20 protein-coding genes are annotated in these 17972 nt (G+C 72.0%); 11 read left to right on the plus strand and 9 right to left on the minus strand.

Annotation, left to right across the window (positions count from 1 at the left end; all coding sequences use genetic code 11):
• Positions 1 to 2 precede the first annotated feature (2 nt).
• From DVS28_RS16535 to DVS28_RS16550, 4 genes are read right to left on the minus strand one after another with little or no spacing between them, the layout of a single operon-like run.
• Positions 3 to 1211 (minus strand): S8 family serine peptidase, encoded by a 1209-nt coding sequence (locus DVS28_RS16535; RefSeq protein WP_114592439.1) that lies wholly within the window; start codon positions 1209 to 1211, stop codon positions 3 to 5.
• Positions 1208 to 3682: a CHAT domain-containing protein gene (locus DVS28_RS16540; RefSeq protein ID WP_114592440.1), complete on the minus strand. Its 2475-nt coding sequence runs from the start codon at positions 3680 to 3682 to the stop codon at positions 1208 to 1210. Before DVS28_RS16540 ends, DVS28_RS16535 begins: the two co-directional genes overlap by 4 nt.
• Entirely contained in the window at positions 3679 to 4251 is a 573-nt protein-coding gene (locus DVS28_RS16545) for an anti-sigma factor (protein WP_114592441.1), read from the minus strand. Before DVS28_RS16545 ends, DVS28_RS16540 begins: the two co-directional genes overlap by 4 nt.
• Positions 4248 to 4820 (minus strand): RNA polymerase sigma factor, encoded by a 573-nt coding sequence (locus tag DVS28_RS16550; protein ID WP_164710653.1) that lies wholly within the window; start codon positions 4818 to 4820, stop codon positions 4248 to 4250. The genes DVS28_RS16545 and DVS28_RS16550 overlap by 4 nt, the downstream gene beginning before the upstream one ends.
• 287 nt (positions 4821 to 5107) lie before the next feature.
• Between DVS28_RS16550 and DVS28_RS16555 the strand changes: the two genes are divergently transcribed.
• Genes DVS28_RS16555 through DVS28_RS16605 form a run of 11 tightly spaced genes read left to right on the plus strand, consistent with a single transcriptional unit; the run spans position 5108 to position 14285 of the window.
• The gene (locus DVS28_RS16555; RefSeq protein WP_164710654.1) at positions 5108 to 5926 is read left to right on the plus strand and encodes a septal ring lytic transglycosylase RlpA family protein; all 819 of its coding nucleotides are present in this window, start codon (positions 5108 to 5110) and stop codon (positions 5924 to 5926) included.
• Positions 5927 to 5930: 4 nt separating this feature from the next.
• On the plus strand, positions 5931 to 7436 hold the full coding sequence (locus DVS28_RS16560) for a sensor histidine kinase (protein ID WP_114592444.1): 1506 nt from the start codon (positions 5931 to 5933) through the stop codon (positions 7434 to 7436).
• Positions 7433 to 8104, plus strand: a complete 672-nt coding sequence (locus DVS28_RS16565) for a LuxR C-terminal-related transcriptional regulator (protein WP_114592445.1) — start codon at positions 7433 to 7435, stop codon at positions 8102 to 8104. The genes DVS28_RS16560 and DVS28_RS16565 overlap by 4 nt, the downstream gene beginning before the upstream one ends.
• Positions 8105 to 8161: 57 nt before the next feature.
• Entirely contained in the window at positions 8162 to 8770 is a 609-nt protein-coding gene (locus DVS28_RS16570; protein ID WP_164710655.1) for a hypothetical protein, read from the plus strand.
• Positions 8767 to 10863, plus strand: a complete 2097-nt coding sequence (mbhE, locus tag DVS28_RS16575) for a hydrogen gas-evolving membrane-bound hydrogenase subunit E (protein WP_114592447.1) — start codon at positions 8767 to 8769, stop codon at positions 10861 to 10863. The genes DVS28_RS16570 and mbhE overlap by 4 nt, the downstream gene beginning before the upstream one ends.
• A gap of 1 nt (position 10864) precedes the next feature.
• Positions 10865 to 11296, plus strand: coding sequence for an MnhB domain-containing protein (locus tag DVS28_RS16580; protein WP_114592448.1), 432 nt, complete (start codon positions 10865 to 10867; stop codon positions 11294 to 11296).
• Positions 11293 to 11646 carry a sodium:proton antiporter gene (locus DVS28_RS16585; RefSeq protein WP_114592449.1) on the plus strand — a complete coding sequence of 118 codons (354 nt, stop codon included), beginning with the start codon at positions 11293 to 11295 and terminating at the stop codon, positions 11644 to 11646. The genes DVS28_RS16580 and DVS28_RS16585 overlap by 4 nt, the downstream gene beginning before the upstream one ends.
• A complete protein-coding gene (locus DVS28_RS16590; protein WP_216826092.1) occupies positions 11643 to 13130 on the plus strand; it encodes a proton-conducting transporter transmembrane domain-containing protein in 1488 nt (495 codons plus the stop codon). The genes DVS28_RS16585 and DVS28_RS16590 overlap by 4 nt, the downstream gene beginning before the upstream one ends.
• The gene (locus DVS28_RS16595) at positions 13130 to 13717 is read left to right on the plus strand and encodes a Na+/H+ antiporter subunit E (RefSeq protein ID WP_164710656.1); all 588 of its coding nucleotides are present in this window, start codon (positions 13130 to 13132) and stop codon (positions 13715 to 13717) included. The genes DVS28_RS16590 and DVS28_RS16595 overlap by 1 nt, the downstream gene beginning before the upstream one ends.
• A complete protein-coding gene (locus DVS28_RS16600) occupies positions 13714 to 13965 on the plus strand; it encodes an MrpF/PhaF family protein (RefSeq protein WP_114592452.1) in 252 nt (83 codons plus the stop codon). The genes DVS28_RS16595 and DVS28_RS16600 overlap by 4 nt, the downstream gene beginning before the upstream one ends.
• Positions 13962 to 14285, plus strand: a complete 324-nt coding sequence (locus DVS28_RS16605; RefSeq protein ID WP_114592453.1) for a cation:proton antiporter — start codon at positions 13962 to 13964, stop codon at positions 14283 to 14285. Before DVS28_RS16600 ends, DVS28_RS16605 begins: the two co-directional genes overlap by 4 nt.
• A gap of 27 nt (positions 14286 to 14312) precedes the next feature.
• Here the strand turns inward: DVS28_RS16605 and DVS28_RS16610 are convergent, their stop codons facing one another.
• Genes DVS28_RS16610 through DVS28_RS16630 form a run of 5 tightly spaced genes read right to left on the minus strand, consistent with a single transcriptional unit; the run spans position 14313 to position 17966 of the window.
• On the minus strand, positions 14313 to 15245 hold the full coding sequence (locus DVS28_RS16610; protein WP_114592454.1) for a bifunctional riboflavin kinase/FAD synthetase: 933 nt from the start codon (positions 15243 to 15245) through the stop codon (positions 14313 to 14315).
• Positions 15246 to 15303: 58 nt separating this feature from the next.
• The gene (gene truB / locus DVS28_RS16615; RefSeq protein ID WP_114592455.1) at positions 15304 to 16275 is read right to left on the minus strand and encodes a tRNA pseudouridine(55) synthase TruB; all 972 of its coding nucleotides are present in this window, start codon (positions 16273 to 16275) and stop codon (positions 15304 to 15306) included.
• The gene (locus tag DVS28_RS16620; protein ID WP_114592456.1) at positions 16272 to 17291 is read right to left on the minus strand and encodes a DHH family phosphoesterase; all 1020 of its coding nucleotides are present in this window, start codon (positions 17289 to 17291) and stop codon (positions 16272 to 16274) included. Before DVS28_RS16620 ends, truB begins: the two co-directional genes overlap by 4 nt.
• Positions 17281 to 17634 (minus strand): 30S ribosome-binding factor RbfA, encoded by a 354-nt coding sequence (gene rbfA, locus DVS28_RS16625; RefSeq protein WP_114592457.1) that lies wholly within the window; start codon positions 17632 to 17634, stop codon positions 17281 to 17283. Before rbfA ends, DVS28_RS16620 begins: the two co-directional genes overlap by 11 nt.
• Positions 17631 to 17966 carry a DUF503 domain-containing protein gene (locus tag DVS28_RS16630; RefSeq protein WP_164710657.1) on the minus strand — a complete coding sequence of 112 codons (336 nt, stop codon included), beginning with the start codon at positions 17964 to 17966 and terminating at the stop codon, positions 17631 to 17633. Before DVS28_RS16630 ends, rbfA begins: the two co-directional genes overlap by 4 nt.
• Positions 17967 to 17972 lie beyond the last annotated feature (6 nt).

Consider the following 17972-nt stretch of genomic DNA (forward strand, 5'->3'; position numbering starts at 1 on the left):
GATCAACCCTCGAGGTAGTGCTCGTGGACCCAGCCGATCGACGCGACGAGCTGCACCAGCCCCTCGCCGCCGTCCTCCACCTTCAGCGCATCCTCCTCGAGTGCCTTCCAGACGTCCTCGGCCTCCATGTCGGGGGCGAGCGCCAGCAGCAGCGCCGCCTGGCCGCTGATGAAGGGCGCGGCCATCGATGTCCCGCTCCAGCTGGCCCATCCGCCACCCGGGACGGGGGCGATGATGTGTTCGCCCGGGGCGGAGATGTCCACCCAGCCCCCACGGCTGGAGAACCCGGCCAGGACGGTTCCGTCCGTCGCCAGCGCGGCGGTCGCGATGACCTCGTCGAACTCCGCCGGGTAGTGCTTCTCGTCGGTACCGGTGTTGCCGGCCGCGGCGACGATGACGACCTGCTGGTCCTCCGCGTCCTTGACCGCCTGCTCGAGGACCTTCGACTTCTCCCCCGCGCCGAAGCTGATGTTGATGACGTCAGCACCCTGCTCCAGCGCCATCCAGATCGCCTCTGCGGCGAGGAAGCTGCTGCCCATGCCCTCGGCGTCGAGCACCCGGAAGGGCATGACGGTGACATCGGGGGCCGCGAGGTCGACGATGGCGGTGATGTGGGTGCCGTGCCCGTGGGCCTCGTCGACCGTGCCGTCACCGTCGTCGTCGACGCCGTTGGCGACCTCGTTGGGGTCCGGGTCGTCGTCGACGAGGTCCCACCCTCCGTCCAGGGTGACGAACGGGACGGCGCTCGGGTCGACGCCGGTGTCCAGGACCGCAACGCGAACGCCAGCGCCGTGGGTCTGTTCGTGCGCCGCGGCGAGGTCGAGCAGTCCGACGGCCGGCTGGGTGCGGAAGTCATCCTCGGTGCTCGGCACCGCGCGGGCCTCTCCGTCGTTCCACCCGCTCATGCGTCCGCCGGCCTCGGGAATCGAGCCGGTGATGTCCTCCTCGGCGTAGGCCACCCCCTCCTGCTTCTTGATCTTGTCGGCGGCCTTGTGCGCGTCGTGGTCGGACCTGAACCGCCAGACGTTGCGGGACGCGAGGACCGGCTCGACGACGGTCGTGTCGCTCGCCGCCGCGATGGCGGCGGGGTCCACCCCCGACCCGAGGCGGGCGACGATGTCACCGGGCTCGCCGGCGCTGGCACCGGTGGCCAGCAGGGGAACCAGCAGGATCGTGGACAGGCCGGCGGAAAGCAGCTTCACGAGTTTCATCGGTGCATCACCTCGAACGCCGCCCAGCCGACCGGATGGGCTCCGGTTGCCGCTGCGGCTCGTTGTGCTCGTTGGAGTGCCGCGGACACGGGGGATCCCGAGATCGCGGCGTCGTAGGCGTCGGCCAGGAGGGGGCCGGTCAGGTCGTCGGGCACGTCCCACTTGGCGACGACGACCGCCCGCGCACCCGCGCCCAGCAGTGCCCTCGCCATGCCGGCCCGCTCACCGCCGAGCGCGGCGGAACGGCCGACGGCGCAGGCGCTGAGGACGACAGTGGTGTCGGTCCAGGGCAGTGAGGCGAGGGTGCTCGCCGAGGTCCATCCGTCGGCCAGCTGCACGTCGGAGGCGAAGGGCGCGTCGGTGCGGAACCGTCCGTGGCAGGCAAGGTGCACATGGCGGCCCGGTCGCAGGCCATGGGCGAGCGCCTCGAGGGTCGCCGCGGGGCCGATCAGGACCTCTGCCCCGGGTATCCGGTCCGCGAGGTGCTGCACCTCGTCCACCGCCCCGGGCAGGGCGTCCGGGGTCGGCGCCAGCATCAGGGGCGCGTCGTCCAGCCCCAGTCGGTCGTCCCAGTGCTGGGTCAGGCCGGTCGCCGGCGTGACGGAGATGCGGTGGTCGGCGACCAGCGGCCTCGCTCGTCCGCCCAGCGCGGCGAAGGGCACGTGGCTGGTGGACCCGTCCGGCGACAGGACCAGTGGGACGCCGACCGGGAGGTCCAGCGGATCGACGATCCACGCCCTGAGGAGGGACAGCAGGTGATCGGCGGTGTCGGCGAGGCGATCGGCGAACCGCGCCACGACGGGGCCACCGCCACGCAGGCGAACCCACTGCGCCTCGAGCTGGCCGACCACGACCTCGATTCGTGCCATGGGTCCCAGCTCGTGGACCGTTGTCCGCGTCCCGTGGTGCACGAAGGCACGCAGCTGGCCCCGGTGTGCCTGCCACGAGACGACCACGGCCGCCCGCGGGGTGCTGGTCGTCTGGGCACCCGCGCCGGCGGGTTCGCCCACCACGGTGCTGCTGCGGAGCTGACGTTCCAGGACCCAGGCCTTGCGATGCGACAGGGCCTCGGCCGCGTCCTGGGTCCGGTCAGCGGCAAGCAGCGCAACCACGAGGTCGTTCATCGCGTCCGCGCTGTCGTCGAGGAACCGAAGCCGGGCCAGGTGGTCGGTCAACCCGAGGCTGTCGGTCCGCAGGTCGGTGACGGCTTCGTCGATGGCCAGGACCGCCGCAGCTGGCTGTCCCTCGGCGAGGCGGACCAGCCCCCGCGCGTGGGCGACCCGTCGTTGCAGGTCCGGTCGAGGGGCACTCGACACCGCCGCCTCCGCGCCCGCCAGATGCCTGCGTGCATCCTCGAGCCGACCGGCGTCCAGGGCCGGTCCCACGCCGTGGAGGTGGACGTGCGCCGTCTGGACGGGCCAGCTACCGGCGCCCAGCACCGCCAGGGCCTCGCCGACGGCAAGGGAAGGATCGGCGCCAGCAGCCAGCCCCGATTCGAGGATGGCCAGCGCGTGGAGGGGCTGGTCGTCGCAGGCGTCGGCAAGGTCCGCAGCCATCACGAGCACACCGAGGGCGTCCTGGTCGCGGTGGCGACGCAGGAGCACCCTGCCGAGGCCCAGCAGTGCGGCCGCTCGGTCGTGCGGGAGGGCCAGCCGATCGAAGTCCCGGACGGCGGCACGAAGTGCCTGCTCGGCCTCCTGCAGCTGTCCGAGGAGCAGGAGTGCTCGCCCGATGTCCAGTGTCGTCCGGGCGACCTCCCCGTCCATCCCGAGGTCGTCGAACCGTCGGCTGGCGGTCCGCAGGACCCGCAGCGCCCGTTCGAACCGGCCGAGCTGCAGGTGCGCGGTCGCCCCGTCACGCCGGCTCTGGGTGGCCGCCACCGCCTCGCCGCACGCCGCGAAGCGGGCCGCCGCCCGTCGGAAGCGTCGCAAGGCCTCGTCCGGCCGTCCCAGCGCGAGGAGCTCGCAGCCGGCGTTGTGGAGCAGCGGCGGCGCCTCGTCGTCCATGCCGAGGGAGCGGTAGCCGGCCAGCGCCCGGTCGTAGGCATCAAGGGCGTCCTGGTGTCGGCCGAGCAGTCCCAGCGTGACTCCGAGGTTCTTCACGACGGTGGGCAGCAGCCAGCGATGCCCGTCGTCGAGGCCCTGCGCCGCGAGCCGACGCTCGACCGTGCCGCCGAGCTCCAGGGCATCGCTGTGCCGTCCGAGCTCGTTGAGCACGTGCATCCGGCCCAGCTGCACGCGGGTGGCCATCAACCGGTCGTCCCCTCGCAGGAACGCTCGTTCGGCCTCGCCGATGAGCGCCAGCGCCTCGGCGTTCCTGCCCTCCTGGGACCTGGCCTGTGCCGCGACGTAGGCCAGGTGGCCGATCTCACCGTCGTCGTCAGCCGCACGGGCGGTCTCGAGGGCTGCCATGGCCTGACGAGCGGCCGACTGCGGGTCGGTGGCGATGAGCTGGCGGAGTGTCGCGATCACGGATCGACCACCAGGTCGACGCGCATCGTCGCGCCGGCCAGGAAGACCAGCACCTGATAGCCGCCGGGATCGACGACCCCGAAGGAGAACTGGCCGAACGGGTCGAGGTCGGCCTGGACCACCAGCTCGCCGTCGGCTCGAAGCTCGACGAGCTCCACCGGATCCCCCTCGGTGGTCAGGACCTGCCCGCTGACGGTGACACGGTCACCAGCACGCGCGAAGTCGATGGCCGTGTCCGCAACGTCGCTGGTGTGGATGCACGACCAGCGGTCCGCGAGTCCGACTGCGCGCACGTCCACTGCGTCCCGGCGGCTGTCGAACAGCAGCTCCCCCAGGTGCACGCGGTGGTGGCGCCGGAACTCCGCGAGCAGCTGTTCCCGCAGCGCGGCCGGGGGCGACTCGATGCGGGCCGTGCGGGCCTGCTCCTGGAAGGACTGCAGCCATCGCAGTCGCTCGCGAACCTCTTCGGATTCGCGCACGAGGGCCTGACGGATCTCCTCGGCGCGGGCCGGGGTGAGGCGGCCCTCGAGGAAGTCCATGATTCGCGACGTGGAGGGTTCGGGGTTCATGCGTGTTCGTCCAGGTCGATCATGGCCATCCGGAGTTTGTCGAGGCAGCGACCACGCGTGGGGCCGATGGAGCCGAGGGGACGTCCCATGCGCGTGGCGACCTCCTCGTAGGTCGGCTGGTCGGGATCCAGGTACAGGGACACGAGGAGGTCCCGGCAGGGTGAGGCGAGGGCGAGGACCGCCTCGACGACCCAGGTGCGGTCCGTCCAGGTGTCCATCCAGTCGTGCCACGGATCGACGTCGGGGTCGGGGTCGACGGTGTCGACGCTCAGCCTGTCCGGGGTGCGGCGCGAGATCGTGCGCCACGTCGTCCGCCGGGCGACCGTGGCCAGCCAGCTGCCGAGCGCGCTCGGGTCCCGGACCGAGTCGATGTTCCGCAGCAGCTCGGTGAAGACGGACTGGGCGATGTCGGCCGCCTCGTCGCGCGACAACCCGTAGTTCAGCGGGACCGAGAAGACCAAGCGTTCGTAGCGCTCCAGCAGGTCCACCCAGGCGATGTCGTCGCCACGCGCGCACCTGTGGAGCAGGTCGCCATCATCGGCATGGTTGCGCTGTCTGACCTCGGACATGACGTGACTTCCGCTTGATCGTGGTGATCGAGGCACACAGCGTGGCCCGGAGCACCCCGAAGGGTAAAGAAAACTTCGCTCCGTGCGTATTTCGACACCGCCCCCGTGCCACTCCTCCTTCGTACGGCCGGTTTTGTCCGGCCCGGAGGGCGACTGGTGCGAACCAGCCGCGGGAACCACCCGCATGACTCGTTCGAACGGGGGACGAGCCAAGCGGGTGTCTCCGCGTGGGCTTGGCGGGTGTTTCCGCGTGGGGTTCGCGGGAGTTCTGCTCTACCGTGGCGACGATGCGCGCAGCCTTCGTGATGGCCGTCCTGGCCCTGACCGTGACCGCCTGTGCGTCGACCGGAGCCGTTCCCACCGCAGCCGTCGTCGACGACGCGGGTGCACGAACGCGAGCCGAGGTGCTGTCGCGCTACACCGACGACGGCGAGGTCGTGGCGCTGCGCACGCCCGACGTGATCGGGCTGTCCGCCGTCCAGGCCGACATGGCCCTGGCCGAGGCCGGGCTGGCCATGCGGCTGGTCCCCCTCGACCGGTCCCAGCCGATCACCCGTCAGTTCCCCGGTCCGAACGATCCTCCCCCGCCCAGCGGCACGGTCGAGGTGTGGCTCGGCGAGCCGCCCGCAACCCCGAGCCCGACAGCGACACCGACGCCGGCCCCCTCGGCGACGGCGAGCCCGACACCGTCGCCCAGCCCGACGTCGACACCCACCGTCGACGTGACCACCCGGTACGTGCTGCCGCCCCACACCCCGGGCCGGCTGCGCATCAACCCGCGCAACCTGCCAGCCCTCCCGGCCGGCACCGAGCTGACGGGGCTCGCCAGCTGGTACGGCCCCGGCTTCCATGGCCTGACGACCGCGTGTGGGGGGATCTACGACCAGAACGGACCGACCCTTGCCACGCGCGAGCTGCGCTGTGGCACCGTCGTGCGCATCACGGGTCCCACCGGCCTGACCGTGGAGGCGACCGTCACCGACTGGGGGCCCGCGGAATGGGCGGGCCGCCGGTTCGACCTGTCTGCAGCCGTGTTCAACGCCATCGCCCCGCTGGGTGCTGGCGTGATCCCCGTTCGGGTTGTCACCGTCAACGTGCCCGGGTGACGGCGTGATCCTGCGACGCGAGACCTATCGACCGCTGCTGTGGCTCTCTGCGGCGTTGACCGTCCACCTGCTGCTCACGGTGATCGTCCCCGACCTGCGCGTCGCCGTGACGAGCGCATCGGTCCGGCTTGCGCTGGAGGTCGTCATGGTCTCGGTGATGGCCGGGGCTGCGATCCTCATGGCGTTGCTGGAACGATCCGGCCTGCCGACGGGCCGTGACGCGTTCGTCGCGGCGCTGGTGGTGCAGTGCCTGGCCACGACGGCGTTCGGCATCGTGCCGTCCCTGCTGGACCACCCCCCGGACCTGATCGGCAGCTACTACCCGTGGCTCGTCGGCCGCTACATCGCCGGCCTCCTCCTCACCGCGGCGGCCCTGCGTGCACGGCCCGGCAGGGTCGCACCCGCCGTCCTGGTGGCCGTCGTGTCGGTCCTCGTCGTTGAGGTCGCCATCAGCCTGTCCGACCCGTTCGTGCCCCTGCAGGTCGCCAGCGACGGGTCGGTCACCCCCCAACCCCTCCACTACCTGCTGGAGATCGTGCCCGCCGGCCTGTTCGCGTGGGGGGCCCTGGCCGCCAGCGACCACGCGGCCACGACCGGTGACCCGCTGGACCGCTGGTTCTCCCTGGCCCTTGTCGTCGCCGCCTTCGCCCAGGTGCACGACGCGCTGTTTCCCGCGGCGCTGGGGCCCGTGGTCACCTCCACCGACGTGCTGAGCGTCGGGCTGTCCGGGCTGCTGCTCGTCGGCGTGGGGCTGCAGGTACGCAACCTCCTGCAGCAGCGCGACCGCGCCGTGGGGCTGCTCCGCGAGGACCTGCGGTCGAGCGCCCGCGTGCTCAAGGAGGTCCGTGCCGCTCGCGAACGAGAAGCGGCCTTCGTGTCGGTCATCACCCACGAGCTGACCTCACCCGTTGCCGCCATCAACGCCCAGGCCCACGTGCTGGACGCGATGGCCCCGTCGGCGTTGCGCGATCCTGTCGTTGCCGTCCGGGACGAAGCGGCTCGTCTGGCGGTCCTGGTCCGTCGCATGGAGGAGCTGCGCCGCATCGACGACGAGGAGTTCAGCGTGCAGCAACGCCCTGTGGCCATCGTGCCCCTCCTCGACGAGGCAGCGTCGTTCGCCCGTAGCATGCCCGAGGCCCTGCACGCCACCGTTGACGCGTCGCCCGCGAGGGTGCTGGCCGATCCGGTCCGGCTGGGGCAGGTCCTGCGCAACGTGGTCGCCAACGCGGCTCGGCACGCGCCGGCGGGATCCTCGCTGCAGATCAGCGGACGTCGCGACGACCGGCGGTATGTCATCGTCGTTGCCGATGCGGGCCCGGGGCTGGCCGGCATCGACCCCGAGCAGCTGTTCCAGCCGTGGGTCCGTGGTGCCGATGCGACGACGAGCGAGGGCACGGGCCTCGGGCTGTACCTGTCCCGTCGCATCATGACGGCCCACGACGGGTCGATCACGTTCGAGGATCCCGACGAGCCGGGCGCACGCGTCCGCATCGAGCTGGTCGTCCAGTGACCCTGCGCATCGTCCTCGTGGAGGACCACACGAGCCTGCGGCAGGCGCTGGCTGCCGTCATCAGCATGCAGGAGGACCTGGTCGTGGCGGCGGAGATCGCCGAGGGTGACGACCCGCTGATCGATGCCCTGCCACCCGCTGACGTGGTGGTGGTCGACCTCGACCTGCCCGGGGGCGACGGCATCGACGTGATCGCCCGGGTGCGCGCCACCGCGGACGCCCCGGCGTGTGTGGTCCTGACCGGCCTGACCGACGACCGCGAGCTCGGGCGCGCCATCGAGGCGGGCGCGTCTGCCGTGCTGCACAAGTCCACCCCGATGCCGGACCTGCTCGAGGTGATCCGCCGGGTGTCGAGCGGTGAGACCGTGCTGTCGGTGGAGGACACCGCTCGTCGGCTCCAGGCCCTGGCCAGGGACCGCGAACAACGGTGGGAAGGGCGGCTGATGGCCGAGCGGCTGACGCCGAGGGAGCTGGAGATCCTGCAGCTGCTCGTCCACGGCATGGGCAACGAGGCCATCGCCGCCGAGCTGGTCCTCTCCCCCTCGACCGTGCAGACCCACGTTCGCAACCTGATGGGTCGCCTGAGTGCGGGGTCACGCCTGGAGGCCGTGGCCCTTGGTCTTCGCCTGGGCCTGGTCGATCCACCCCCCGGCCCCGACGGCAGGTAGGGGAACTTACCGGCACGAGGGTAGACCGGATCAGGTGGGTCCCGCGACCATCGTGACGTGCGACGGATCACCCCCTCTTCGACCACTGCAAGGGTCCGCGCCAGCCGAGCCGGCTGGGGCGCGCTGGCCTGCGCACTGCTGGTTCCGCCCTGCCTGGTGCTGATGCACGCAGGCGCGTCCGCCGCCTTCGTGGTGCTGCTGCTGGCCCTCGTCGGGACCTTCGTGCTGCTCAGCCGCCACCTGTGCCTGGGCGAGCTGGCCAGCGTCGGCAACGTCCCCGTCGGCTGGAGCGCCCGTGACCTTCCGCTGTTGCCCGTGCGGGCAACCGCAGGGGAGCTGCTCCGACGCCTGGCCCCGGTCGAGGCGACCACCGCGCTGGTGCTCGCCGACGACGGATGGCGCCTGGTCGCCACGGAACCGGTCATGCAGGCCGCGTTGGCCACCGATGGTGAGGTCGACGTCGTCGCCATGTCCGCCCGAGCGAGCGCCGTGGCACCCGACGTGCCGATCAACAAGCTGCCCCGGCCGATCCTGGCCGGGGAGATCTGGATGGTCCTCGGCAGCGAACCGCCGCGTGCGGTGACCCGCGAGGACCTGTTCTCCCCCACCACCTTCGATGCGGTCGACCACGACATCGAGATCCCGGGAGACGTGCGAACGCCATGACCATCGGCCTCGACCTGGCCGTCGACGGCCTCGCGGGGGTGATGCTGGGGCTCATCGTCGTCGCGGGCATCCCGGTGCTCGCCCACGCCCGACGGTCCGTCGCCGCGGAGCATCGCCGTCGTGTGCAGGGTCTGCTGGTGGTGTTCGCCGCGGCCATGGCCGTCCTGGTGACTGCCGACGACCTGCTCCTGCTGTACCTCGCCTGGGAGATCACCAGCGTTGTCTCCTTCCTGCTGATCGGCACCACCCACACGGCCGCCTATGCACGGGAGGCGGCACGGCGAGCCCTGTTCGTCACGGGCGCAGGCGGGTTGGCCCTGCTGGTGGCGATCCTCGTGCTCGTGCAGTCCACCGGCGAGCGCACCCTCTCCGGCGTCCTCGCCGCGGGCATCCAGGGCACCGAGGGCGTCGTCGTCGCCGCGTTGGTCCTCCTTGCCGTCGCGACGAAGTCCGCCCAGTGGCCGCTGCACCGGTGGCTGCCCGGGGCGATGGCCGCCCCGGCACCCGTCAGCGCGTTCCTGCACTCCGCCACCATGGTCAAGGCCGGCGTGTACCTGGCCCTGCGGATATCGCCGCTGCTCGCGGGTGTGGCCCTGTGGGACACCGCGATCGTCGTCGTGTCGGCGGTCAGCCTGCTGCTCGGCGGCTGGCGCGCCCTCCGCGCCGAGGACCTCAAGGCCCTGTTCGCCTGGTCGACCATCAGCCAGCTCGGCATGCTGGTCCTGGTCGTCAGCGCCCCCGTGCCCAAGGCCCTCCTCGGCGGCGCGGCGCTGGTCGTCGCCCATGCGCTCGCCAAGTCCGCGCTGTTCCTGTCGGTCGGCACCATCGACGCCGCCACCGGGACCCGTCGGCTGGACGACCTCGTCGGCCTCGGGCGGCGCTGGCCCGTGGTCGGCGTCACCGTGACGATCGCCGTGGCGTCGCTCGCCGGGATGGCCCCGACCTACGGCTTCGTGGCCAAGGAGGCTGCCCTGGCCGGGCTGCTGTCGGGCGACCCCGTCCGTGCCTGGGTGCTGGTCGCCGGCTCCGTGCTGAGCGCCGCCTACGCCTGGCGTGTCACGACGATGCTGTGGGGCCGCCCCGTCACCAAGGTCTCCATCGATCGGGTCCCGCGGGCCATGGTCGCCGGTCCTGTCGGGCTGGTCGGGCTGGTCACCGTGCTCGGGACGATCTGGCCCCTCGGCGACGCGGTCGCCAACGCCGCTGCGACGTCGGTCTCGGCCAAGGCCGGCGAGGCACACCTGGTGCTGTGGCCCGGGCTCGTCCCGGCCCTCGGCCTGTCGGTCCTCTCGTTGGCCGCCGGTGTGGCCCTCGCCACGGCCGTCGGACGGCTGCGTGCCCCGGATGTCGCCCCCGGAACGACCCCACCGGTGGACGTCGTGGGCATGCTGCTCGACCTTCCCGGTCGGCTCGGCCGTGGCCTCGAGCTGGTCCTGCGTCCCACCGCGAGCGACCGCACCGTCGGCATCCTGCTGCTGGCCGCCGGGCTGGCCACCCTCCTCCCGACCCTCGGCGACACCGGTGCGCTGCCGACCGTCGACCTCGGCGGCGACCCGGTCGTCTGGGCGGCCATGCTGGCCGTCCTGGCCGGCGCGGGTGTGGCCGTGGTGACCCCGCAGCGGTTCTCCTCCGTGCTGTCGGTCGGCGTCGTCGGATTCGCCATGGTCGGCTGGTTCGTCCGCATCGGTGCACCCGACCTGGCGCTCACCCAGGCCCTCGTCGAGACCGTCATCGTGCTGGCCTTCCTCCTGGCGCTGCGCCGGGCCCCGGCCACCCCGAGCCGACGGGATGCCACCCGTCCCGTGGCCCTGACCGTGCGGGGGGCCGTTGCCGTCGCGGCCGGCCTCGGTGCGGCTGCGCTGGCGCTGGCCGTCAGCAGCACCCAGCGGATCAGCGACGTCGGTGCCCGCGTGGCCGACCGGGCCATCCCCGACGGTGGCGGTCGCAACATCGTCAACGTCATCCTGACCGACGTGCGCGCGCTGGACACCCTCGGTGAGATCACCGTGGTGGGCGTTGCCGCACTCGGCGTCCTGCGCCTGCTCACGCCAGACCGCATCCAGACCCCCGACCGCCCCCTGGAGGTGCGCTGAGATGGGTTCCGACGATCCGGTCCTGCGCTGGGCCATCGACACTGTCATCCCGCTCGTCCTGCTGCTCGCCCTGCACCTCCTGCTCGTCGGGCACGACGAGCCCGGTGGTGGCTTCGTCGCGGCACTGGTCGTCGCGGGTGCGCTCGCTGTCGACGCGATCGCCCACGAGACCGACCCGCGGCGTGCCCTGCGACGCATGCTGCCGCCCAGCGAGTCCCTCGTCGCCGTGGGGCTGCTGCTGGTCGCCGCGGTCGCGTTGTGGCCTGCCCTGACCAACGCGCCCCTGCTGACCGCCAGCGGGATCACGATCCCCCTGGGCTGGCTCGGCAAGCTCAAGCTGACGACCGTGCTCGCCTTCGACATCGGGGTCTTCCTCGTCGTCGTGGGATTCGCCGCCGCCGTCCTCGACCGCGTCCGCGAGGTTGCGCGATGACGCTTCCGCTCCTGCTGGCCATCGCGGCCACCGTCGGGCTCGGCGCCTGGTTGGTCATGGATCGTGACCTCTTCCGGATCGCGCTCGGCACGGTGCTGCTCGGGCACGGCGCCGTGCTCGTGCTGCTGTCGCCGCGCCTGCCGGGGTCCGCCCCGCTGATCGGCGCCGACGGCATCGTCGCCGCCGATGTGGCCGACCCCCTGCCCCAGGCGTTCGCGCTGACCGCCATCGTCATCTCCTTCGCGGTCGTGACGCTCGTGCTCGCGCTCGCCCACCAGATGTTCGACACCCCCACCGGCGGACCGGGATCGGCCCCGGAGGACCCCGCCGGTCCGGAGGAGCCCTCGTGACCCTCGTTGCCCTTCCGATCCTCTGGCCGCTGCTGCTGGCCGGCGCCGCGCTGCTGGCTGGCCGGCGCCTGCGTGCATCCCGCACCGTGGGGTTGCTCGGTTCCGTCGGCATGACCGTCGCCAGCGGCGCGCTGCTGGCGGTCGTGGCCAGTGACGGTCCGCAGGTCGTCGACGTCGGCGGATGGGGACTGCCGGTCGGCATCACCCTGGTCGCCGACCTGCTCGCCTGCCTCATCCTCGTCGTCTCGGCGCTGGTGGTCCTGGCCACCCACGTGCACGCGGTGCTCGCCTCGGAGGTCGAGGAACAGTGGCCGCACTACCACACGGCCCACCTGGTCCTGGCCGCCGGCGTGGCGCTGAGCCTGCTCACCGGCGACCTGTTCACCCTGTTCGTCGGATTCGAGGTGTCGCTCGTCGCCAGCTACGTGCTGCTGATGGGCCCAGCCACCGGTCACACCCTGCGAGCGGCACGTCCCTACGTGATCGCCAACGTCGTGGTCAGCACGCTGTTCCTGGTCGCCGTGGCCGCCACCTACGCCACCGCCGGCACGGTCAACCTGACGCTGCTTGCGGAGGTGTGGCCGACCCTCGGCGCGTCCGGCGATGCCATCGGGCTGCTGCTGCTGACGGTGTTCGCCACCAAGGCCGCCGCCTTCCCCTTCCTCGGCTGGCTGCCCGACGCCTACGCCCGTGCGTCGGTCCCCGTGGCGGCCCTCCTCGCCGGCCTGCTGACCAAGCTCGGCGTCTACGCGATGGTCCGCGGCGAGTCGCTGCTGGGGCTCGTCCCCGACGGGCTCGGCTGGCTCCTGCCGGTGCTGGCCGGCACGACCATGTTCGCCGGTGTCGTCGGTGCGCTGGCCCAGACCGACATCCGCCGGATCCTCGGCTTCCACATCACCAGCCAGATCGGCTACATGCTCTTCGGGCTGGCCCTGTCGACCGCGGCTGGCCTGGCCGCCACCGTCTTCTACGTCGTGCACCACATCCTCGTGAAGTCCGCGTTGTTCCTCGTCGCCGGCACCGTCGAGCAGCGACTCGGCAGCGGCCGGCTGGAACGGACCGGCGGGCTGATGACGTCCACTCCCCTGCTGGCCGCGGCGTTCGCGGTGCCTGCCCTCAGCCTTGCGGGCATCCCGCCCCTGTCGGGGTTCACCGCCAAGGTCGCGGTCCTCCGCGCCGGGCTGGACGCCGACGCCGTGCTGCTGGTCGCAGTCGGCACCGTGGTGTCGCTGCTGACGATCCTGTCCATGGCCAAGGTCTGGGCGGGAGCCTTCTGGGGTGACCAGCCGGACCCCGCATCCGAGGTCGCCGCGCAGCCAGCCACCACGACGACCAGGTTCTCGCCGCGGGCCGTGGCCGGCACCGGCGTCCTCGTCGTCGGCACGCTGGTCGTGTCCCTCGCGGCCGGCCCGGTGCTGGAGCTGTCCACGCGCGCGGCGGACCAGCTCGTCGACCCGATCGGACTGACGGAGGGCGGACAATGATGGACCCCGAACACCGGACCGCCGGGACGTCGGCCCTCGGGATCGTCGCGCAGGTCAGCGTCCTCGTCGCCTTCTGGGTCGTGCTGTGGGGATCGATCACCCCCGGGACCGTCCTCACCGGCATCCTGCTGTCGGTGCTCCTGCTCCGCGGCGGCGCAGCCCACCCGGTGCCCGTGCGGCCCGTGCGGATCCTCCGCCTGCTCTGGACCCTCGTCATCGAGGTCGGACTGGCCAACATCGCCATGGCCCGTGCGGTCTTCCGCGGCCCCGAGCGGTCGGTGGAACGGCGCCTGCGGGTGTCGCTGCGAACCGTCGGCGCGGGGCTCGACGCCGCGATCGCGTTGGCGGTCACCCTGACCCCGGGGACGATCGCCGTGGGCCTGGAACGCCGCCCGGGCAAGCCGACGGTGCTCCGCCTGCACGTGCTCGACGGCACCGTGGAGGGCACCGCCGCCTCGGTCCACCGCATCGAACGGCGGATCCAGGAAGCCTTCGGGGTGGACGACGGACGGGTCAGCCCGCTCGCGCCCGGGTCGGAGCCCGTGGAGGAAGAGTTCGACGACACGCCCGAGGAGGCGTTGACATGAGCACCATCGTCATCGGGATGCTGGCCCTCGCCGCCTTGCTGACCATCCTTCGCGTGCTGCGCCGTGGCAGCGTGGCCGACCGCGTGATCGGCCTGGACATGCTCCTGCTGGTCGTCGTGGCGCTGGTCGCCGTCGACGCTGCCGGTCGGCAGTCGGGCGAACACCTCGAGCTGCCCCTCGTCGTGGGACTCCTCGGGTTCCTGTCCACCGTCACGGTGGCGGCCTACCTGCGCGGAGACGGCTCGTGATCGAGGGAATCGGCTGGGCCGTCATGGTCATCGGGGCCCTGTGGATGCTGCTCGCAGCGATCGGCATCCATCGGATGGGGTCGACGCTGTCGCGCCTGCTGGTCGCCGGCAAGGCCGCCACGATGGGGATCGGTGCGGTCCTCGTGGGGGCTGCCATCGTCCTTGCCGACCCGGCCGGTTCGGGCCTGCTGGTGCTGTCCGCAGCGGTGCTGGTCGTGACGACGCCAGCCGGCGCACACGCGCTGGCGAGGTCAGTGCGCGGTGTCCGGCCGGTGGCGGTGCGCGAGACCGATCCGGACAAGGCCGCCGACCCGTCCTGAGACATCGGACCGGCCCTGCCGGTGGGATCAGTCGGCGAGCAGCTCGCGGGTGCGGGCCACGTCGGCGTGCATCTGCTCGATCAGCGCGTCGACGCTGTCGAACTTGACCTCGTCGCGCAGCCGGTGGGTGAACTGCACCCCGGCCTCGAGGCCGTACAGGTCGCCGTCGAAGTCCAGCAGGAAGGCCTCGACCCGCAGGTTGGTGACGCCGCTGAACGTGGGGTTGGTGCCCACGCTGATGGCGCAGGGCTGCCAGGTCCCGTCCGGCAACCCGAACCGGCCCGCGTAGACCCCGTTGGACGGCACGGCCGCTCGCGGGTCGACCTGCATGTTGGCGGTCGGAAAACCCAGCTCTCGGCCGCGCTGGTCACCGCGGACCACGATGCCCTCGAGGACGTAGGGGCGGCCCAGCCAACGTCCGGCCTGTGCGACGTCACCCCGTTCGATGGCGCCCCTGATCTCGGTGGAGGACACCACGGCTTCGTCCATCTCCAGCAGCGTGACCGCCTCGGAGGTGAAGTCGAACGCCGGGCCGAGGTCGGCCAGGGTCGTGACGTCGCCGGCCGCCTTGTGCCCGAAGCGGAAGTTGGCACCGACCACGACGTGGGTGGCCTGCAGCGGGCCTGCCAGCACGTGGTCGACGAAGTCCATCGGGGAGAGGTGGCGCAGCGAGTCGTCGAACGGCAACGCGACGACCAGGTCCACGTCCTGCGCGGCGAGCGCGGCAAGGCGCTGCTCGAGCGTCATCAGCAGCGGCGGACGGGCTCCGGGGTTGACGACCTCCATGGGGTGGCGGTCGAAGGTGACCACCACCGCGCGGGCGTCACGTTCCGAGGCGATCTTCAGCGTGCGGGCGATCAGGGACTGGTGGCCCCGGTGGACACCGTCGAAGAAGCCGATGGCCACCACGGACGGCGCCGCCTCGACGTCGTCGAGTCCGATTGCGATCGTTGCGTCCATCAGCGGGAGGGTCCTGCCAGTCGAGGTACGGCGTGCCCGGGCCGGTCGAGCACGGCGGTCAATTGAACACCACCTCCGGGCGTGCGAGCCGACCCTGATCGCGCATCACGGCGATCAGCTGGCCGGCGGGGTCGAGGATGGACACGGGGCCGTCGTGTCCCGTGGCGGGGATGCCGCGCCCGTTGCTGACCAGCGCGGCCTGCTCGGCGTCCAGCGCAACCGCCGGGTAGTCCGCCATCGCGTCGGCCATGGACATCACGGCCTCGCCGAACGTGCCCTCCTCCGCCATGACCTGCAGCGTCTCCAGCGAGGTGGCGTCCTCGATGGAGAACCGGCCCGACCCCAGCCGGCGGAGGCCGGTCAGGTGGGCGCCGACGCCCAGCCGTTCACCGACGTCGGCGGCCAGGGTGCGCACGTAGGTGCCAGCCGTGCAGGTGACCAGGAACGACGTGCTGGGCTGGTCGCCCGGGTCGAAGTCGGCCATGACGATGTCGTGGATGGTGACGGGTCGGGGCTTGCGCTCGACCTCCTCACCCCGACGGGCCTTCTCGTACAGCCGCTCGCCATCGACCTTGACCGCCGAGACCATGGGGGGGATCTGCTCGATGTCGCCGACGAAGGCGTGCAACGCCTCGCAGACCATCTCCTCGGTGATGTGGGAGGCGTCGGTGCGGCTGGTCTCCACGCCCTCGTTGTCGAGGGTGTCGGTGGTCCGACCCAGCCGCATGCGGGCGTCGTAGGTCTTCTGCGAGGCCTGCAGGTACGGCACGAGCTTGGTGGCCCGACCGATGCAGACCACCAGCACGCCCGAGGCGTCGGGGTCCAGGGTGCCGGCGTGGCCGACCTTGGGTCCCTTCCGCTTGCCCCGCCGCCCGGGCTTGGAACCGACGATGCGACGCACCTTGGCGACGACGTCGTGGCTGGTCACGCCCAGCGGCTTGTCGACGACGAGGACGCCCTCGACGTCGGGTGCCAGCGGCCCCCGGTCGGCGGTCGAGGACGTGCTCGTGTCCGGTGGGGTGGCCGTCATCGGGATCCTGCTCCAGCGTGGGTGCGCAGCTCGGCGCGCACACGGTCGGCGATGTCGGCCGGGTCGCCGTCGGCGGTGAATCCGGCCGCGAGGTGGTGCCCGCCGCCACCGAGCCGCTGGGCGACGGCAGCCACGTCGGTGCCGCCGCGTGAGCGGAGGGAGGAGCGCCAGCGGCCACCCTCGGTCTCGCGCATCAGCAGCGCGACGTCGACGGTGTCGACCCGGCGCAGCAGCTCGATCAGGCCGTCGGTCTCGTGAGGCTCGGCACCGCTGTCGACGAGGTCCTCGCGGGTGGTCCACGACCAGACCAGCTCGGGGCTGACCGTCGCCCGCCCGGTGGTCCGGGCCACGAGGCCCAGGTAGCCGGCCGACGCAGATTCGTACACCGCACGGGTGACGCCGACGTGGTCGGCCCCCGCCTCCAGCAGGCGTGCCGCCACGCGATGGTCCGCCGGCCCTGTGGACGCGAAGGAGAACCTCCCGGTGTCGGTCAGCAGCGCCAGGTACAGCGCGTCCGCCATCGCAGGGGTCAGCTCCACCCCCAGCGCATCGATCAGGCGAAGGACCAGGACACCGGTGCAGCTGGCGGTGTCGTCGACGATCCGGATGTCACCGAACCCGTCACCGACGGCGTGGTGGTCGATGACCACAACCGTGCCAGCGGCGTCGACCAGCGGCTGGAGGGTGCCCAGGCGGCTGGCAGCGGCGGTGTCGCAGCAGACCAGCACATCGCAGCTCGGCGGCAGGTCCTCGGGTGCGCGGACGCGACCCCGGAGGGGCAGGAACGACAGCGCCGGGTCCAGCGGGGCCGGCGGCGTCCCGACGTCGCGCCCACCCCAGGACGGGTGCACGTCGATGCCGATGGCGTCGAGGGCGGCCGACGTGGCCAGCAACGACCCGAGGGCGTCGCCGTCGGGATCGATGTGCCCGACCACCACGACCGTTCGGGCGTCGCGCAGCACGTCGGCAGCAGCCCGGACGGCCAGCTCGAGGTCCACGGGAACCTCAGCGGTCATCGGTGTCCAGGTCGGCCAGGATCTGCTCGATCTTGCGGCCCTGGTCGGCGACCTCGTCGATGGCGAACACGAGCTCGGGGGTGTGGCGGACCGTCAGGACGCTGCCGAGGTCCCGCCTGAGCAGGCCGGTTGCGGAGTCGAGGCCCTGCTGGGCACGTTGCCGTTCCTCCGGCGTGTCGGGCAGCACCGTGTAGTAGATGGTTGCCCGGTCGTTGTCGCGCGACATCCGGACGTCGGTGACCGTGACGAAGCCGATGCGGGGGTCCTTCAGCTTGGGGATCAGCTGTCCCACGATCTCCTTCACCCGCTCGCCGAGCCGTCTGGCCTTCTCTGGATTGCTCATGAGGGGTCTCCCACAGGGTCGAACGAGCCGCTGAAGCCGTGTTCCTCGGTGGCCACGACATCCACGTGGATGTCGAGGAGCTCCACTTCGACGGCCCTGGCGATGATGCGCTCGACGTCCTGGACGACACCGCGGCCCACGGTCTCGTTGCCGCAGGCGATGGCCACACCGAGGGTGCAGCGCTGCCAGAGATCCTGATGGCCGATCTCCGCCACGGAGACCCGCAGGTCGTCACGAAGACGCGACTGCAGGCGCCGGATCACGCCACGCTTGTCCTTCAGGCTTCGCGCGGCGGGAATGTGGAGGTCGATCTCGACCAGGACGGCGAGCATGCGAGC

This window comes from Euzebya pacifica, assembly GCF_003344865.1.
In the GTDB taxonomy this organism is placed as follows: Bacteria; Actinomycetota; Nitriliruptoria; order Euzebyales; family Euzebyaceae; genus Euzebya; species Euzebya pacifica.

Coding starts and splice junctions, on each gene's coding strand:
- DVS28_RS16620 (WP_114592456.1), bottom strand. CDS start 17,291: ATGACCGCTGAGGTTCCCGTGGACCTCGAGCTGGCCGTCCGGGCTGCT.
- DVS28_RS16550 (WP_164710653.1), bottom strand. CDS start 4,820: ATGTCCGAGGTCAGACAGCGCAACCATGCCGATGATGGCGACCTGCTC.
- DVS28_RS16595 (WP_164710656.1), top strand. CDS start 13,130: ATGGACCCCGAACACCGGACCGCCGGGACGTCGGCCCTCGGGATCGTC.
- rbfA (WP_114592457.1), bottom strand. CDS start 17,634: ATGAGCAATCCAGAGAAGGCCAGACGGCTCGGCGAGCGGGTGAAGGAG.
- DVS28_RS16545 (WP_114592441.1), bottom strand. CDS start 4,251: ATGAACCCCGAACCCTCCACGTCGCGAATCATGGACTTCCTCGAGGGC.
- DVS28_RS16600 (WP_114592452.1), top strand. CDS start 13,714: ATGAGCACCATCGTCATCGGGATGCTGGCCCTCGCCGCCTTGCTGACC.
- DVS28_RS16555 (WP_164710654.1), top strand. CDS start 5,108: ATGCGCGCAGCCTTCGTGATGGCCGTCCTGGCCCTGACCGTGACCGCC.
- DVS28_RS16585 (WP_114592449.1), top strand. CDS start 11,293: ATGACGCTTCCGCTCCTGCTGGCCATCGCGGCCACCGTCGGGCTCGGC.
- DVS28_RS16630 (WP_164710657.1), bottom strand. CDS start 17,966: ATGCTCGCCGTCCTGGTCGAGATCGACCTCCACATTCCCGCCGCGCGA.
- mbhE (WP_114592447.1), top strand. CDS start 8,767: ATGACCATCGGCCTCGACCTGGCCGTCGACGGCCTCGCGGGGGTGATG.
- truB (WP_114592455.1), bottom strand. CDS start 16,275: ATGACGGCCACCCCACCGGACACGAGCACGTCCTCGACCGCCGACCGG.
- DVS28_RS16610 (WP_114592454.1), bottom strand. CDS start 15,245: ATGGACGCAACGATCGCAATCGGACTCGACGACGTCGAGGCGGCGCCG.
- DVS28_RS16580 (WP_114592448.1), top strand. CDS start 10,865: ATGGGTTCCGACGATCCGGTCCTGCGCTGGGCCATCGACACTGTCATC.
- DVS28_RS16535 (WP_114592439.1), bottom strand. CDS start 1,211: ATGAAACTCGTGAAGCTGCTTTCCGCCGGCCTGTCCACGATCCTGCTG.